The following is a 15,704-nucleotide window of genomic DNA, read 5'->3' as shown; positions in this document are numbered from 1 at the left end:
GGGGAACGCCGCGTGCCCGGGCTGTTTCGGTGCCGGTACCGGGGGCTCGGTACCGGTTACGGTCCGGTGCTCAGTACCAGTGGGCGCGACCGCCGATGGCCTTCCCGGTGTTCCCGAGAACGGCCAGGATGATGCCGATGACCGCCAGCGCGATCCCGATCGAGTACAGGACGGGGATGCTGGCGATGACACCGACGACAATCAGGATGACGCCGAGAATGATCACGGGAACACCTTCTCCTTCGTAGTCGCCCGGCCCGAGTGCTGCCGGGGTGTGGCTACGCAAGGAATTCCCGCCTCGATCCCGCGAGAAACAGGTCCATCCGGCCGAAGTTTTCACGCATTCGGCCTAACGGCTTCAAGGGCTCACGTACGCCCCGCGCGCCAGGCTCGGTCCGTGAAGGCCTCCTTGAGGGACTCTGGGTCCCTCAAGGAGGCCTTCACAGACTTGCGGGTTCGTCATAAACGCCTTGTGAGGATCAGTAGTCACAGTGGCGGCGCGTGAAGGCTCCCTTTCCTCGGCTCAGCCGAGGAAACTCGACCTTCATGTACTGCGACGAGCAAGGGCAAGAGCGCTGGTCCGGTCTCGCGAGTGGCGATTCGGGCTAGAGCGGACCGGTATTTGCCTACCTACGCCTAACGGGGCGAGAGTGGTGGTTCCGCGGCTGCCGGGCGCGACGATGGAGGAATTGGGACGTTGAACGTCCCGATTCCTCCATCGTCGCCAGGGACTCCCGGTCTTGGACCTTGATCAACGGAAGGTTCGGGACACTCAACGTCCCCGATCTTCCGTTGATCAAGGTCGCGCCAGGCGCGACCGGTGGCAGACGAGGCGACGGGGGAAGATTCCGGACGTTCCACGGCCGAAATCCTCCCCCGTCGACCGGCACTCACGAGGCGTGAAGGGCTCAGTACCGGTAGTGGTCCAGCTTGTACGGCCCCTCGACGTCCACGCCGATGTACTCGGCCTGGCGCTTGGTCAGCTTGGTCAGCCGGACACCCAGCGCGTCCAGGTGCAGGCGGGCGACCTTCTCGTCGAGGTGCTTCGGCAGCACGTGGACGTCGGTGGCGTACTCGCCGGGCTTCGTGAACAGTTCGATCTGCGCGATCGTCTGGTTGGTGAAGGAGTTCGACATCACGAAGCTCGGGTGGCCGGTCGCGTTCCCGAGGTTCATCAGCCTGCCCTCGGAGAGCACGATGATCGAGTGCGCCTCGCGGTCCGCCGTCGCGGGGAAGATCCACTCGTGGACCTGCGGCTTGACCTCGATCTTCTGGATGCCCGGGATCTTCGCGAGGCCCGCCATGTCGATCTCGTTGTCGAAGTGACCGACGTTCGCGACGATCGCGTTGTGCTTCATCTTGGCCATCTGGTCGGCCATGATGATGTCGAAGTTGCCGGTGGTGGTGATGAAGATGTCGCCGCGCTCGACGACATCGTCGAGTTCCACGACGTCGAGGCCCTCCATCGCCGCCTGCAGCGCGCAGATCGGGTCGATCTCGGTGACGACCACGCGGGCGCCCTGGCCGCGCAGCGATTCCACCGCGCCCTTGCCGACGTCGCCGTAACCGCAGACGACGGCGACCTTGCCCGCGATCATCACGTCGGTGCCGCGGTTGAGGCCGTCGATGAGCGAGTGGCGGATGCCGTACTTGTTGTCGAACTTCGACTTCGTCACCGAGTCGTTCACGTTCATCGCCGGGAAGAGCAGTTCGCCTTCCTTGGCGAGCTTGTAGAGCCGCTTGACGCCGTTGGTGGTCTCCTCGGTGACACCGCGGACCTCCTTGGCGATGCGGGTGAACCGGCCGGTGTCGCGGCCGAGGCTCTCGCGCAGGGTTTCCAGCACGAGGCCGTACTCCTCGCCGTCCTCCTCGGTCGCCTGCGGGACGGCGCCCGCCGCCTCGAACTCGACACCCTTGTGGATCAGCAGGGTCGCGTCGCCGCCGTCGTCCAGGACCATGTTCGGGACGCGGCCGTCACCGAAGTCGAAGAGCTGGTCGGTGCACCACCAGTATTCGGCGAGTGTCTCGCCCTTCCACGCGAACACCGAGGAGCCCGACGGGTTCTCGACGGTGCCGTTCGGGCCGACGACGACGGCCGCGGCGGCCTCGTCCTGCGTGGAGAAGATGTTGCAGGACACCCAGCGCACCTCGGCGCCCAGCGCGACGAGCGTCTCGATCAGCACGGCGGTCTGGACGGTCATGTGCAGCGAACCCGCGACCCGGGCGCCCTTCAGCGGCTGCGAGTCGGCGTATTCGCGGCGCAGCGCCATCAAACCGGGCATCTCGACCTCGGCGAGGCGAAGCTGCTTGCGGCCGGCCTCGGCGAGGGAAAGGTCGGCGACGGCGAATTCGATCCCGTTGACCTTGGACAGGGTGGGGCTCACTGGTTCTCCATTCATCAAGGAAGGCAGGGCGGAGCGGTCCTTCTCGCCGGTGGCGGGAAGGACGGTGTCAGTGCGGGGGTTCAGCGCACGGCCTCGACGACGAAGGCCGGAAAAGGGTTCTGACGCAAGAAAGGCACCTCCACAGTGGGAGGCGCCCTTACGTCTGTCGCGGCGGGCCGAGCGTGGCGGAAGAATTCCGTCGCAGCGCCTCTCGACCCGGAACCAGAATGGCAAAGCGCCGCGAGCGCTGTCAAGGCGACGCGGGTGTGCCGAATTCCGCGCGGACCCCCAGCAGCCGGACGGGTCTGCCGAGGTCGAACATGCCGAGCACGGCCAGCGCGGCCTTCTCGATTTCGGCGGCGTCGGAGGTCGGCGCGGGCAGGGTCACGCTGTGCGTATGGGTCTGGAACGGGGCGAACCGGACCTTGACCGCGACCCGTGCGGCGGGCCTGCCTTCCTCGGCGACGTCCTGTGAGACCCGTCTCGCGAGCGCGACGACCTCGGCGGCCATGACCTCGGGATCGGTGAGGTTCTGCTGGAAAGTCGTCTCGCGGCCGCGGGAACGTGCGACGTAGGGCGTCGCGGTGACCTCGGCGTCGCCGAGCCCGCCGGCGAGGATCCGGTACCACGGGCCGAGCTTCGGGCCGAACCGCGCCGCGAGGTCCGCCGGATCGGCGCCCGCCAGTTCCAGCACGGTGTGGTAGCCGGCCTCGGCGAGCTTCTTCGTGGTCTTGCCGCCGATGCCCCAGAGCGCGTCCGTCGGCTTTTCGGCCATGACCTCCCACCAGTTGTCCTGGACGAGACGGAAGATCCCCGCCGGCTTGGCGAACCCGGTGGCGAGTTTGGCGCGCAGTTTGTTGTCCCCGATGCCGACCGAGCAGGAGAGCCCGGTCTCTTCGGCCACTGCCCGCCGGATTTCGGCGGCGAGCGCTTCGGGATCCTCGGTGGTGACTCCGAGGAACGCTTCGTCCCAGCCGAGCACTTCGACGACCACGGGGAATTCCCGCAGCGTCGCCATCACCCGATCGGAGACTTCTTGGTACGCGGGCGCGTCCGTGGCGAGGAAGACCGCGTCAGGACAGCGTTTCGCGGCGGTTCGCAACGGCATCCCGGACCGGATGCCGAACTCCCGCGCCTCGTACGACGCCGTCGCCACGACGGCCCGTTCGGACGGGTCTCCCGTGCCGCCGACGACCACGGGTTTGCCGCGCAGCTCAGGCCGCCGGGAGACCTCGACCGCGGCGATGAACTGGTCGAGGTCGACGTGGAGCACCCACTCCCGGACGGTCATGAGCCGAGCTTAGGACCGTTCCGCGATCTCGTCGCGCATCCGCTGCTCGTTCTCCTGCAGTTCGGGCGTGAAGTTCTCACCGAAATCCTCGGCTTCGAGGATCTTGCGGACCTCCAGCACGGTGTCGCCGGTCGGGGGAGTGGGACAGCGCTTCGCCCATTCGATCGCTTCGTCGCGCGACGCGACATCGACGATCCAGAAGCCGCCGACGAGTTCTTTGGCCTCGGTGAAGGGGCCGTCGGTGACGGTGGCCCCGGCGGCGCTGAGCGTGACCCGCGCGCCCTTCGAGCTTTCCTGCAAGCCTTCGCCGCCCACCAGCACCCCGGCGTCGAGCATCTCCTGGTTGAACTTCGCCATGGCGGTCAAGGCCTCCATCGGCGGCATCTTCCCGGCCTCGGAATCCTCGTCCGCCTTGATGATGATCATGAACCGCATACGTCTTCCTCCCAGTGAACCGGACGTTTCGCCCGGACTCTACCGGCGGCGGGGAAGGCGATCAGTCGCGCCCGAACCGGGACAGATGCACGATCACCGCGGCGGTCACGGTGATCATCCCGGTCAGGAGAAGGGCCGGGCTGTTCAGGATCAAGCCCAGCAGCATGAACAGGCCCGCGGTGATGTCGAGGCTCAAGAGGACGGCGAGCCGCAGGAGTGGGGGCCGGGCGGGCCTGCCGGCGCGGAGCCGGGCGGCCAGCGCCGGTTCGGTGAGCTCGAACCAGCGCTCGATCTTCTCCAGCTCTTGCCGATCATGATGGCTCAGCATCGGTTTCTCCTTCGGCGCGCCCCGGCCGTCGACAACCACGGAATACCCAGGAGGAGGGCTGGATAAGCATCGAATTTCACTCCCTTTCGTATAACGACCTATACGTCCCGGCCATGGAAGATCCATTTCGATCGAATGGTTGCGCCATTGGGGGTTTCAGCACACGAAAAGATCGTCAAGGAGGGGAGATCTCGGTAGTTTTCTGCGCCTGTGGCCAGGGCGGCCGCGGTTGTGCCATCTGGGAGGACCCGAGCGATGACCATGCCCACCGAACCGATCGGCAGTATTCCCCGGCCCGGCTATCTCATCGAGGCCCTCGGCGAGCACGCGGCGGGGCGGCTCGACGCCGACGGGCTCGGCGAGTTACGCGAAAAAGCTCTCGTGGACACCATCAAACGCCTGGAGGAGACCGGTTCCCCGGTCGTCACCGACGGGGAGCAGGGCAAGCCGAGCTTCGCCACGTATCCTTTGGCCGGCCTCACATCGCTGGCGCCGGACGGCGTCGTGATCCCGTTCGCCGACGGGCACACCCGGCAGCTTCCGAGGCTCACCGCCGGGCCGTTCCGCTATCAGGCCTACGCGGACGCCTATCTGCGTGAGGCGAAGAAGTACGCGACCAAACCGGTGAAGCAGGCGGTGATCGCGGCTTCGGCGGTCAGCCTCGTCTATCCCGGTGAGGAATTGGCCGGATATGACAAAGAACAGTTCATCGCCGACCTGGTGAACGAGGCCGAGGCCGATATCCGCCGCAGTCTCGACGCGGGCGCGGACAGCGTTCAGATCGACTTCACCGAGGGCAGGTTGTCGCTGAAGCTCGATCCATCCGGCGGCCTGCTCCGGTCCTTTGTGGACTTGAACAACGCGGTACTGGATCGCTTCTCCGAGGAGGAGCGGAAGAAGATCGGGGTGCACACCTGTCCCGGCGGGGATCAGGACTCCGTGCACAGCCTCGATGTCGATTACGCCGGATTACTGCCGACGCTGTTCCAGCTGAAGGTCGGCAATGTCTACGTCCAGCTCGCCAGTGAGGCGGATCCCGAGCGGGCGTTGCGCGTGATCGCCGAGTACGCGCGGCCGGACCAGCGGGTCTTCGTCGGCGTGACCGACCCGATCGATCCGCGGGTCGAAACCGCCGAGGAGGTCCGGGACCGGGTTCTCCTGGCGGCGCGGTATCTCCCGCCGGACCGGCTGGGCACCTGTGACGACTGTGGATTTTCCCCGTTCGCCGACGACACCTCGACGTCGCGGGACATCGCGTTCGCCAAGATCGCCGCCCGCGTCGAGGGCACGCGTCTCGCCGCCGAAGCACTCTGACGCCGACTGATGGGTGCCTTCGTCAGTTCTGGACCGCGACCCGGATGCCGAGTCCGACCAGGAACGTGCCCATCACCGCGTCCAACATGCGCCGGACGCGGCCGGAGCTGAAGAACTTCCGCAGCGAACCGACCAGCGTCGAGAGGACGAACGTCCAGACGACGGCCACCGTGGTGGCCAGGACGGCGAGTTGCAGGGTCTGCGCTGTCGAGGCCGAATGCGGGAGGAACTGGGGGATGAGCGCGAGGAAGAACATCGCGACCTTCGGGTTGAGCAGGTTGGTGAACAGTCCCTGCCGGAACGCCTCCTTGGGCGCGACGACCGGGGCGACCTTGTCCTTGAGTTCGCTGTAGTCGCCGCGGCGCACCGCCAGCCACGCCTTGACGCCGAGGAAGATCAGGTACGCGGCGCCGATCAGCTTCACCACGGTGAACGCGATCGCCGACGCGGTGAGGATCGCCGCGACCCCGAGCGCGATGGCGACCACCCAGACGAAGACGCCGAGCGCGATGCCGAGGCCGGCGGAGATCCCGGCCTTGCGCCCGCCGAGGATCGCGCTGCGGGTCACCACCAGGAAATCGGGGCCCGGTGCCATCGCGCCGAGCAGGCAGATGAGGACGAACGAGAGTGCGGTGGCCCCGGAGATCATGCTTCGATGCTATCCGGATCGTCGATGTCCCTGGTCATGACGGCGCCCGGCACGTCGACGCCGTCGGGCGTCGTCACCGTCACCCGTTCGACTTCGGTGAAACCGAACGAGAGGTACAGCGGGACACCGGGCAGGGTCGCCGTCAGGGTGAGCGAGCTGAAGCCCTCGGCCTTCGCCGCGAGACGGCAGGACTCGAGGATCGCGCGCCCGAGCCCGCGCCGGGTCCAGTCGCCGCGGACGAACATGGCGCGCACCCGGGCCGGCTCGGTGGCCGGATCGAGGGGACGGTCGTCGTCGGCCGCGTCGCCCGCGCCGGCGTGCGTTCGGTTGCGCCTGCTCCAGCCTCCGCACGCGACGATCTCGCCGTCGGCCTCGTGGACGAAGTAGGTGCCGTCTTCGATCAAGCGCAGGTCGAGGCTCGCGATGTGTTCGGCCGCGCTCAAGGTCTGCCGCTCGTCGTAGAACCGGGGGAACAACTCCAGCACCGAGGCCCGCATCAGCGCCGCGATGGCGGGCGCGTCGGCGAGGGTGGCCGTCCGCTGCGGCGGAGTGTAGGTCGTCATGCCGCGGAAGATAGCCAACGAAGGCGCCGTCGCCTATCGGATAATCCCGTGATGATCACCGACGACGGACGTGAGCTGTGGACCTCGGCGACCGGTCGAGGCGAACCGATCCTGTGCTGCCACGGCGGTCCCGGCCTGTGGGACATGTTCGGCACCCTCGACCTCGGTCCGCGATTCCGGTTGATCCGGTGGGATCAGCGCGGCGCCGGTCGTTCGGAAGCGCGCGGCCCGTACACGCTCGAACGGATGGTCACCGACGTCGAAGCCGTCCGGGAATGGCATAACGTGGACCGGATCCCGGTGCTCGGGCATTCGTGGGGCGCGCACCTCGCTCTGCTGTACGCGCTCGCGCATCCGGAGCGAGTGAGCGCGCTCGTTTACGTGTCGGGTGTCGGTCTCGGCCACGAGTGGCACGCGGAGTTCAAGCGGAACTTCGAGCGGGCGCTGGGTGAGGAGGTTCGCGGGGAGGGACGCGAACGCGCGGTGCGGCAATGGACCGCCGATTTCGTGACCGACGGCGAGCGCCACGCCGAAGCGATGGCGACGCCTTGGTTCTCGGTCAACTACGAGGCGAACGCGGCCTTGAGCGAGGAGATGCGGACGGTGCCGGAGGCGGAACTCGTCTCGGCCTGCCGGTCGCTGCGGGTGCCGACGCTGATCGTGGACGGGATGGCGGACAACCGGCCACGGTGGGCCGTCGACTCGCTGGAGCGGGCCTTGCCTTCGGTGACCCGGGTGCGGTTGGACGGGGTCGGGCACGTGCCGTGGCTGGAAGCGCCCGGCGAGTTCCGGGCCGCCGTGACCGATTTCCTCACCGGTCTCGTGAGTGGTAAGGACGGTTAGAACCGTCCTTACCTACCCGCGCCTGGCTGGGCGAGAGTGGTGGTTCCGCGGCTGCCGGGGGCGACGATGGAGGAATTGGGACGTTGAACGTCCCAATTCCTCCATCGTCGCCAGGGACGCCTGGTCTTGGACCTCGATCAACGGAAGGTTCGGGACACTCAACGTCCCGATCCTCCGTTGATCAAGGTCGCGCGAGGCGCGACCGGTGGCAGACGAGGTGACAGGGGAGGGTTCCGGCCGTTGAACGGCCGGAATCGTCCCCCGTCGACCGCTAATCACGCCAGTAGGTAGGTAAATCCGAGTCCGTTAGAACCGTCCTTACCACTCACGAGACGCGGGCAATTCCCGTCCCGGTCAGGCCTTGGTGATCGGCTGCTGCAGCTCGGTGACCCACTTGTCCCCGTCGTCCGGGCACTCCAGATAGAACTCCCGCGCCGGGCCGTTCGCGCGGTAGCCGTGCGCGTCGACCCACTTCGCCAGCGCCTGGTAACTGGGAAGCACGGTCTCCATCGAGCCGCGGTGCAGGATCGTCGCCGCGGTCTCGACTTCGGCGAGGCGGACGGTCGAGAATCCTTCGGTGCCGTCGGTTTCGGCCGAGATCGGGACGGCGGCGTGGATCACCACTCGTTCGCCGTCGGCGTCGTCTTCGTAGTAGGCGAGGAGCGGTCCGGACGGCGTGATCGGGCCGAGCGCGCCGAACAGGTCCTTGTAGAGCCCTTGCACGATGGGCCCGATCTCGTCGTTCACGTATCCGCCCGCCGTCGCGGTGAGCTCGGCGACGCGCACCGCGGGGAGGCTTTTGACGACGACGTCTTCGGAAGGCATGGTTCCCTCTCTTTCGATCGACCGGAGCCTCGCCTCGACGGCTTTGAGCCGAGCCTCGTCCGCCGCGATGGCCGCTTCGAGGTCGGCACGCCGCAGCCGCAGCATCCCGCGCAACTCGTCCACGCCGATCTCCGCGTCGAGGATCTCCTGCACCTGGGTGAGCGTGAAGCCGAGGTCCTTGAGCGCGATCACCCGGTTGAGCCGGGCCAGCTGGTCGCCGGTGTAGGACCGGTAGCCGCTGAACGGATCGACGTGGGCGGGCCGCAGCAGCCCGATGGCGTCGTAGTGACGCAACATCCGGACCGACACCCGGCCGTGCTTGGCGAAGTCTCCGATACTGAACATGGTCCTCCCACCAGACAGCCTGACACGGTGTCACAGTCAACGGTCACCGCACGAGCCGGAAGAACGAGCGCACCTCCTCGGTGAAGACGGCCGGCTGTTCGAAGGCCCCGAAGTGGCCGCCCCGGTCCAGTTCGTTCCAGTACCGGATGTCGGTGAACCGGCGTTCGGCCCACCGGCGCGACGGGCGCGGGATCTCGCGCGGGAAGACCGAACAGCCCGTCGGCACGGCGATCGTGTCCACGGTGGATTCGGAGAACCAGCCCGACACTTCGGCGAAACTCTCCCAATACAGGCGGGCGGACGAGGCGCCGGTGCCGGTCAGCCAGTAGAGCGTGATGTCGTCGAGCATCGCGTCCCGGCTCAGCGCGTTCTCCGGATGACCGTCGCAATCGGTCCACGCCTGGAACTTCTCGACGATCCACGCGCACAGCGCGACCGGAGAGTCGGCCAGGGCGTAGCCGATCGTCTGCGGTCTCGTCGCCTGCTGGATCGCGTAACCCGAACCGTCCGCCTTGGCGCCTTCGAGGTCGTCGAGCGATTTCCGTTCCGATTCGGTCAGCTCGCCGAACGTCGCCGGATCCGGCGCGGCCAGCGGCGGGGTGAGGTGGATCCCCGCCAGCCGCTCCGGCGCCTTCCGCCCCATGAGCGTGGTGATGCTGGTGCCCCAATCGCCGCCTTGAGCACCGAAGCGCTCATAGCCCAGGCCGTCCATGAGCTGGATCCACGCGTCGGCGATGCGCTGGATCGACCAGCCGGCGCGCGCGGGTTTGTCGCTGAAGCCGTATCCGGGCAGTGACGGGACGACGACGTCGAAGGCGTCCGCCTCGTCCCCGCCGTGGGCGACCGGATCGGTGAGCGGGCCGAGCACGTCGAGGAATTCGAAGACCGAACCCGGCCAGCCATGGGTGAGGATCAGCGGCAGCGCGCCGGGATGCGGGGAGCGGACGTGCAGATAGTGGATGCCGAGTCCGTCGATCTCGGCTCGGAACTGGGGGAACGCGTTGAGCCGGGACTCCGCGGCCCGCCAGTCGTAGGCCTCCGCCCAATAGGCGCACAGTTCACGCAGGTAGGCGGCGGGTACGCCCTGCGACCAGTCGTCGACGGTCTCGTCTTCCGGCCAGCGGGCACGGCGGAGCCGATCGCGGAGTTCTTCGAGGTCGGCCTCCGGGATCCGGGCTTGGAACGGCGTGCTGTCCATGCCGGCTGACGCTAACGAAGGGGTCCGACAATTCCCCGGTTTGGCGGTCCGCCGCCCGTTGACCGAGGACAGGTCAGCGGGCTATTCTCGATATACGAAAGAAAATTTCCGCAGAGCGAAATTGCAGAGGTTTCGATGGCTGATCTTGCCGGTTCGCGTCACGCGCTGCCCTACGTGCTGAACCTGTCGCTGGTCTTCACCGAGTTGCCGCTGCTCGACCGTGCGGAGGCGGCGCGCGCGGCCGGCTTCACCGCGGTCGAGTACTGGTGGCCGTTCGAGACGCCGGAGCCGGTCGCCGCCGACGTCGACGCGTTCGTGGCGTCGGTCGAGCGGGCGGGTGTGGCGGTGACCGGGCTGAACTTCTTCCCCGGCGACATGGCGGGCGGTGATCGTGGCCTGGTCACCTGGCCCGGTCGCGAGGACGAGTACGCCCGCGGTATCGCCTCCGCGATCGACCTCGGCGAGCGACTTGGCTGCCGCCGGTTCAACGCGCTTTACGGCAACCGGATCGACGGCGCGGATCCGGCCGCGCAGGACAAGCTCGGCCTGTCGAATCTGGCGCTCGCGTCGGACGCGGCCGCGCGGATCGGCGCGGAGATCGTCCTCGAACCGTTGTCGGGGGCGGAGAAGTACCCGCTCAAGACCGCGGACGACGTACTGAAGGTGCTCGACGAACTCGGGCGGGACAACGTGAAGCTGCTGGCCGACCTGTACCACCTGGCGGTCAACGGTGACGACCTCGACACGGTCACGACCGTCCACACCGGACGGATCGGCCATGTGCAGATCGCCGATGCCCCAGGGCGCCACCAGCCGGGGACCGGAACGCTGGACATCGAGGGATACCTGGAGAAGCTGCAGACGGCGGGCTATCGCGGGCAGGTCGGCGTGGAGTACAAACCCGACGGCCCGAGCGCGGATTCGCTGTCGTGGCTGCCTTTCGAACGAAGGGGACTGGCATGACCAAGCTGGGATTCATCGGCCTGGGGATCATGGGCGGGCCGATGGCGGGGCATCTCGTCGCCGCCGGCCACGAGGTGAGCGGATTCGACACGAACGCGGACGCGCTCGCGAGGCTGGAGGCCGCGGGCGGCCGGGCCGCGAACGGGGTGACCGACGCCGTGGCGGACGCGGAAGTCGTCATCACCATGCTGCCCAACCACCCGCAGGTCGAAGCCGTCGTGCTGGCGGCGGGCGGGGTGCTGGAATCGGCGAAACCGGGCACGCTGCTGATCGACATGAGCACCATCCGGCCGGAGACGTCCATCGAGGTGGCCGAGCGGGCCGGGGAACGCGAGATCCGGGTGCTCGACGCGCCCGTTTCCGGCGGCCAGGCCGGGGCCGAGCAGGCGTCACTGTCCATTATGGTCGGTGGTGAGGCCGACGACTTCGCCGCCGGGCTCCCGATCCTGGAGGCGGTCGGCAAGACGATCGTGCACGTCGGGCCGCACGGCGCGGGCCAGGTCGTCAAGGCCGCGAACCAGCTGGTCGTCGGCGGCACGTACGGGTTGATCGCCGAAGCCATCGTGCTTCTCGAAGCCTCGGGCGTGGACGCCGGTGTCGGGCTGGACGTCCTCGCGGGCGGCCTGGCGGGCAGCCGGATCCTCGAGCTCAAGCGGAAGTCCATGGTGGCACGGGAATTCGCGCCGGGCTTCCGGATCGACCTGCACCACAAGGACATGGGCATCGCGCTCGCCGCCGCCAGGCAGGCCGACGTCGCGCTGCCGCTCACCGGGCTGGTCGCCCAGCTCGTCGCCGCCGGACGGGCGATGGGTCACGGCTCGCTCGATCACTCCGCCCTGCTGAAGGTCGTCGAATCGCTGTCCGGCGCGGAAAACAAGGAGTGAGGAATGCCAAGAATCCCCGCCATGCAGGCCGTCGTCGACGTCCTGGTCAGTGAGGGCATCGACACCGCTTTCGGTTGCCCGGGCGCCGCGATCCTCCCGCTGTACCACGCGATGCAGGACAGCGGCATCGAGCATCTGATCGTGCGCCACGAGGAGGGCGCGACCCATATGGCCGACGGCTGGGCGAGGACCACCGGCAACGTCGGCGTCGCGATCGGCACTTCCGGGCCCGCCGGCACGAACATGATCACCGGCCTTTACACCGCGCAGGCCGACTCGATCCCGATCCTGTGCATCACCGGGCAGGCCGACTCGCGGAAGCTGCACACCGAGGCGTTCCAGGCTGTCGACATCGTCGAGATCGCCAAGCCGGTGACCAAATGGGCGGTGCAGGTCAAGGAGGCGGCCCAGCTGCCATGGGTGTTCCGGGAGGCGTTCCGGATCGCGCGGTCCGGCCGCCCGGGCCCGGTGCTGATCGACCTGCCGATCGACGTCCAGCGGCAGGAGATCGAATGGGACTCCAGCATCGACTCGCCGCTCCCGGTCACCAGGGCGACGCCGTCCCCGGCCAGGGTCGAGCGGGCGCTGGACCTGCTGCTGGCCGCCGAGCGGCCGCTGATCCTCGCGGGCGGCGGTGTGGTGCTCGGCGACGCGAGCGAGAGGCTGCGCACCGCGGCCGAACTGCTCGGCGTCCCGGTCGGCGTGACGTTGATGGGCAAGGGGAGCTTTCCCGAGGACCACGAACTCTTCGCCGGCATGGCGGGCATCCAGACCTCGCAGCGCTGGGCGAACGCGGCCTTCCTGGAGGCGGACCTGGTGCTGGCGCTGGGTGCGCGGTTCGGTGACCGGCACACCGGCGACCTCGACGTCTACCGGGGGAACCGGAAGTTCATCCACGTCGACATCGAGCCGACCCAGCTGGGCAAGGTGTTCGGGCCGGACCTCGGCATCGTGTCCGACACGGGCGCCTTCCTGGACGCGCTGATCGAGGCGGCGTCGAAACGGTCCCCGGCGCGAGACCGCGCTTGGCCGCAGCGGATCGGCGAGCTCAAGGAGAGCCTGCCGCGGCGCGAGGACTTCGAGGACACGCCGATCAAGGCACCCCGGGTGTTCAAGGAGATCAACGAGTTCTACGGCGAGGACGCCTACTTCGTCACCGCGATCGGGCTCTACCAGATCTGGTCCGGGCAGTTCCAGCGCGCGCACAAGCCGCGGCACTACCAGGTGTGCGGCCAGGCGGGCCCGCTCGGCTGGGAGATCCCGGCGGCGATCGGCGTCAAGAAGGCGAAACCGGAGGCCGAGGTCGTCGGCGTCGTCGGGGACTACTCGTTCCAGTTCCTGGTGGAGGAGCTGGCGGTGGCCGCGCAGTACGACGTCGGGTTCGTGCTGATCATGCTGAACAACGAGTACCTCGGGCTCATCCGGCAGGCCGAAACCGGCTACGAGATGAACTTCGAGGTCGACATCCACTACGACAAGATCGGCACGGACAACGTGAAGGTCATGGAGGCCTACGGCTGCTCCGGCACGCGCGTCACCGAGCCGGGCGAGATCCGGGCTTCGCTGGAGTGGGCGCGCAAGGAGGCCGAGCGGACGTCGCGGCCGGTGCTGGTGGAGATCATGATCGAACGCGAAGGGAACGCCGCGATGGGCAAGGCACTCGACAGCGTCGTCGAGTTCGAGCCGATCGCGGGCTGAACGACGGTGTCCCGGCGGCCCGCCCGCCGGGACACCGCCGTCCGGTCAGGCCTTGCCCTGGTCGTTGCTCAGCCACTTCTCCGGCCGGACGCGGACCAGCACCGAGTTGTCGCTGAGCGCGCCGTCGACGTACTTCGTGCCCTCGTCCTCAGGCAGGTAGCGGTGCGCGATCTTCAGCGCCTGCTCCCTGGTCGGCGGCGTGTCGTTCGCGATGACCGGACCCTCGGCCGTCACGTACTTGTACGGCAGCGTCTCCGACTGCGCGACCAGGCTGAGCCTGCCCGCCTTCTTGATCGCCTTGTCCTTCACCGAACCGCCGTCCATCCAGATCAGGAGTTCGCCGCCGGGCTCGTAGTCGTACCAGACCGGCACGGCCAGCGGGGCCCGTCCTTCCCGCTCCACGGCCAGGACCCCGATGTGGACCTCGCTCAGGAAGGCTTCCCGTTCCTCGGCGGTCATGACGAAAGACGACATCCGTGTCTCGCTTCTCTCGTAGGTGAGCTACGACAAGCGACAACGCGGCCCGTCTTCAGGGCATTCCGGGCGCCGACCGGGGGCGAAGGCTCCTTTCGTCGCATCAGACTCGGTGAAGGGAGCCTTCAGCCCACACGAAAACTCAGGTGAGCGCCTGTCCGGTCGCGAGCGTCACGGGGTCGGGGAAGTGCTGCTGGTCGGGGACGTCTCACCGGTGTTCCCCGCCGGAGTCGAGGACGGCGCCGCGGAGGAGGTGCTGGACGGCGGAGGCGTCGTCGAGGACGGAGGGGTGCTCGAAGGCGGTGTCGAGGAAGGCGGAGTCGACGAGGGAGGCGTCGACGAAGGCGGCGTGCTGGTCGGCTTCGAGGGTGAAGAGCTGCTCGGCGGTGTGCTGCTGCTCGGCGGGAAGGACGTGCCGGGCAACGGGTTCGGCCCCGGCGTGGTCGTGCCGGGCGGGGGAGTGCCGGGCAGGGTCGGCACCGGGACCTGGCCGTCGGGCGTGCCGGCGGCGACGTCCTGGGAGTCGGGCGCGCCGACGGGGACCTGGCTGTCCGGCATCGTCGCGACACCGCCGCGATAGGCGACGGCCCAGCGGATCACGGTGTCCACATAGGACAGTGAGTGGTTGTAGCGGTACACGGCCACGCGCTGGGTCTGCTCGGAAGTCAGGTCGACCCCGCCGGAGCAGAGGTAGCGGCCGGAGCCCAGCGTCGCGTCGTAGATGTTGTTCGGGTTCGATTCGCCGTCGCCGTTGCCGTCGGAGGCGTAGCCCTTCCACGTGGACGGGATGAACTGTGTCGGGCCGACGGCGCGGTCCCAGACCGTGTCTCCGTCGAATTTGCCGCCGTCGGTGTCCGGGATGGCCGCGAACGGCCCGGCGCCGTTGAGCTGCGGGCCGAGGATCGGCTCCAGTGTGTTGCCCTTCGCGTCGACGTAGCCGCCGCGCGCGTGGTTCGATTCGATCCGGCCGATACTCGCGATCAGCGCCCAGTCGATATGGCAACCGGGCAGTTCCTTCGCGAGGATGTCGGCGGCGTTCTTGTACGCCTTCATCATGCTCGCGGGGATGCCGAGCGCGCCCGACGGCGCGAACGAGCCGCCGACGTTGCCGGAATGCCCGGGGACGGTCAGCGGATCAGGGGTGGGCGGCTCGGGGAGGCTGCCGTCGACGGCGATCTCCGGGACCGTGCCCGCCGGCGGCTGCCAGGCCGAGGCCTGATTCTGCGGTGCGGCAGGCTTCGGCGCGGCGATCGGGGCGTCGGGGCCCGCGGACGCGGTGACCGCGGGCAGCACGGCGAGCGCTCCGCCGGCGAGCGCGAAGGCCGTCCGGTGCCGGGCGGACAACTTGTCCGTCTGTCGAGGGCGGTGCTTCGGCATGTTCTCTCCCGCAAGGTCGACTCCGCGCAAAACTATCCGATAGAGCCGGTTTTCGGGGACGACGCAACGAAAAACCCGCGATCCTGTCGAGTTTTCGTCCTGGCGGCACAAGACCTTCGTAGTGAAGTTGTCA

At 68.1% G+C, this 15,704-nt stretch carries 16 protein-coding genes; 5 read left to right on the top strand and 11 right to left on the bottom strand.

Features of this window, described 5'->3' with window-relative positions; genetic code table 11:
* Window positions 1-70 precede the first annotated feature (70 nt).
* The 5 genes from AORI_RS83910 to AORI_RS62880 form a co-directional block, all read right to left on the bottom strand.
* Entirely contained in the window at window positions 71-226 is a 156-nt protein-coding gene (locus AORI_RS83910; RefSeq protein WP_007034891.1) for a DUF6131 family protein, read from the bottom strand.
* A gap of 682 nt (window positions 227-908) precedes the next feature.
* Window positions 909-2,384 carry an adenosylhomocysteinase gene (gene ahcY / locus AORI_RS62895; RefSeq protein WP_016334725.1) on the bottom strand — a complete coding sequence of 492 codons (1,476 nt, stop codon included), beginning with the start codon at window positions 2,382-2,384 and terminating at the stop codon, window positions 909-911.
* A gap of 250 nt (window positions 2,385-2,634) precedes the next feature.
* Window positions 2,635-3,675: a DNA polymerase IV gene (locus tag AORI_RS62890; protein WP_016334724.1), complete on the bottom strand. Its 1,041-nt coding sequence runs from the start codon at window positions 3,673-3,675 to the stop codon at window positions 2,635-2,637.
* A 9-nt stretch (window positions 3,676-3,684) separates the two neighbouring features.
* The gene (locus AORI_RS62885; RefSeq protein WP_016334723.1) at window positions 3,685-4,110 is read right to left on the bottom strand and encodes a YciI family protein; all 426 of its coding nucleotides are present in this window, start codon (window positions 4,108-4,110) and stop codon (window positions 3,685-3,687) included.
* Between the two features lie 61 nt (window positions 4,111-4,171).
* Window positions 4,172-4,438, bottom strand: coding sequence for a DUF3040 domain-containing protein (locus AORI_RS62880; RefSeq protein WP_016334722.1), 267 nt, complete (start codon window positions 4,436-4,438; stop codon window positions 4,172-4,174).
* Between the two features lie 255 nt (window positions 4,439-4,693).
* On the opposite strand from AORI_RS62880, the gene AORI_RS62875 reads away from it, so the two are divergent.
* The gene (locus AORI_RS62875) at window positions 4,694-5,752 is read left to right on the top strand and encodes a cobalamin-independent methionine synthase II family protein (protein WP_016334721.1); all 1,059 of its coding nucleotides are present in this window, start codon (window positions 4,694-4,696) and stop codon (window positions 5,750-5,752) included.
* Window positions 5,753-5,774: 22 nt separating this feature from the next.
* Here the strand turns inward: AORI_RS62875 and AORI_RS62870 are convergent, their stop codons facing one another.
* Window positions 5,775-6,401, bottom strand: coding sequence for a LysE family translocator (locus AORI_RS62870; protein ID WP_016334720.1), 627 nt, complete (start codon window positions 6,399-6,401; stop codon window positions 5,775-5,777).
* Window positions 6,398-6,964 carry a GNAT family N-acetyltransferase gene (locus AORI_RS62865; protein ID WP_016334719.1) on the bottom strand — a complete coding sequence of 189 codons (567 nt, stop codon included), beginning with the start codon at window positions 6,962-6,964 and terminating at the stop codon, window positions 6,398-6,400. The genes AORI_RS62870 and AORI_RS62865 overlap by 4 nt, the downstream gene beginning before the upstream one ends.
* Window positions 6,965-7,015: 51 nt before the next feature.
* Between AORI_RS62865 and AORI_RS62860 the strand changes: the two genes are divergently transcribed.
* Complete coding sequence (locus AORI_RS62860; RefSeq protein WP_043848151.1) at window positions 7,016-7,807, top strand: alpha/beta fold hydrolase; 792 nt, start codon at window positions 7,016-7,018, stop codon at window positions 7,805-7,807.
* 354 nt (window positions 7,808-8,161) lie between these two features.
* Here AORI_RS62860 and AORI_RS62855 read toward each other — a convergent pair whose 3' ends face one another.
* Both AORI_RS62855 and AORI_RS62850 read right to left on the bottom strand, forming a co-directional pair.
* On the bottom strand, window positions 8,162-8,977 hold the full coding sequence (locus AORI_RS62855; RefSeq protein WP_016334717.1) for a MerR family transcriptional regulator: 816 nt from the start codon (window positions 8,975-8,977) through the stop codon (window positions 8,162-8,164).
* Between the two features lie 43 nt (window positions 8,978-9,020).
* A complete protein-coding gene (locus AORI_RS62850) occupies window positions 9,021-10,175 on the bottom strand; it encodes an epoxide hydrolase family protein (RefSeq protein WP_016334716.1) in 1,155 nt (384 codons plus the stop codon).
* Between the two features lie 135 nt (window positions 10,176-10,310).
* Between AORI_RS62850 and AORI_RS62845 the strand changes: the two genes are divergently transcribed.
* Genes AORI_RS62845 through gcl form a run of 3 tightly spaced genes read left to right on the top strand, consistent with a single transcriptional unit; the run spans window position 10,311 to window position 13,720 of the window.
* Complete coding sequence (locus AORI_RS62845; protein WP_016334715.1) at window positions 10,311-11,138, top strand: hydroxypyruvate isomerase family protein; 828 nt, start codon at window positions 10,311-10,313, stop codon at window positions 11,136-11,138.
* Complete coding sequence (locus tag AORI_RS62840) at window positions 11,135-12,022, top strand: 2-hydroxy-3-oxopropionate reductase (protein ID WP_016334714.1); 888 nt, start codon at window positions 11,135-11,137, stop codon at window positions 12,020-12,022. The genes AORI_RS62845 and AORI_RS62840 overlap by 4 nt, the downstream gene beginning before the upstream one ends.
* A gap of 3 nt (window positions 12,023-12,025) precedes the next feature.
* A complete protein-coding gene (gcl, locus tag AORI_RS62835) occupies window positions 12,026-13,720 on the top strand; it encodes a glyoxylate carboligase (RefSeq protein ID WP_016334713.1) in 1,695 nt (564 codons plus the stop codon).
* A gap of 45 nt (window positions 13,721-13,765) precedes the next feature.
* Here gcl and AORI_RS62830 read toward each other — a convergent pair whose 3' ends face one another.
* Both AORI_RS62830 and AORI_RS62825 read right to left on the bottom strand, forming a co-directional pair.
* Complete coding sequence (locus tag AORI_RS62830; RefSeq protein ID WP_016334712.1) at window positions 13,766-14,194, bottom strand: pyridoxamine 5'-phosphate oxidase family protein; 429 nt, start codon at window positions 14,192-14,194, stop codon at window positions 13,766-13,768.
* A gap of 171 nt (window positions 14,195-14,365) precedes the next feature.
* Window positions 14,366-15,571 (bottom strand): lytic transglycosylase domain-containing protein, encoded by a 1,206-nt coding sequence (locus tag AORI_RS62825; protein WP_016334711.1) that lies wholly within the window; start codon window positions 15,569-15,571, stop codon window positions 14,366-14,368.
* Window positions 15,572-15,704 lie beyond the last annotated feature (133 nt).

The organism is Amycolatopsis keratiniphila (assembly GCF_000400635.2).
In the GTDB taxonomy this organism is placed as follows: Bacteria; Actinomycetota; Actinomycetes; order Mycobacteriales; family Pseudonocardiaceae; genus Amycolatopsis; species Amycolatopsis keratiniphila.
Note: the sequence above shows the minus strand (reverse complement) of the source record. Positions and strands in the feature narration are given on the sequence as shown.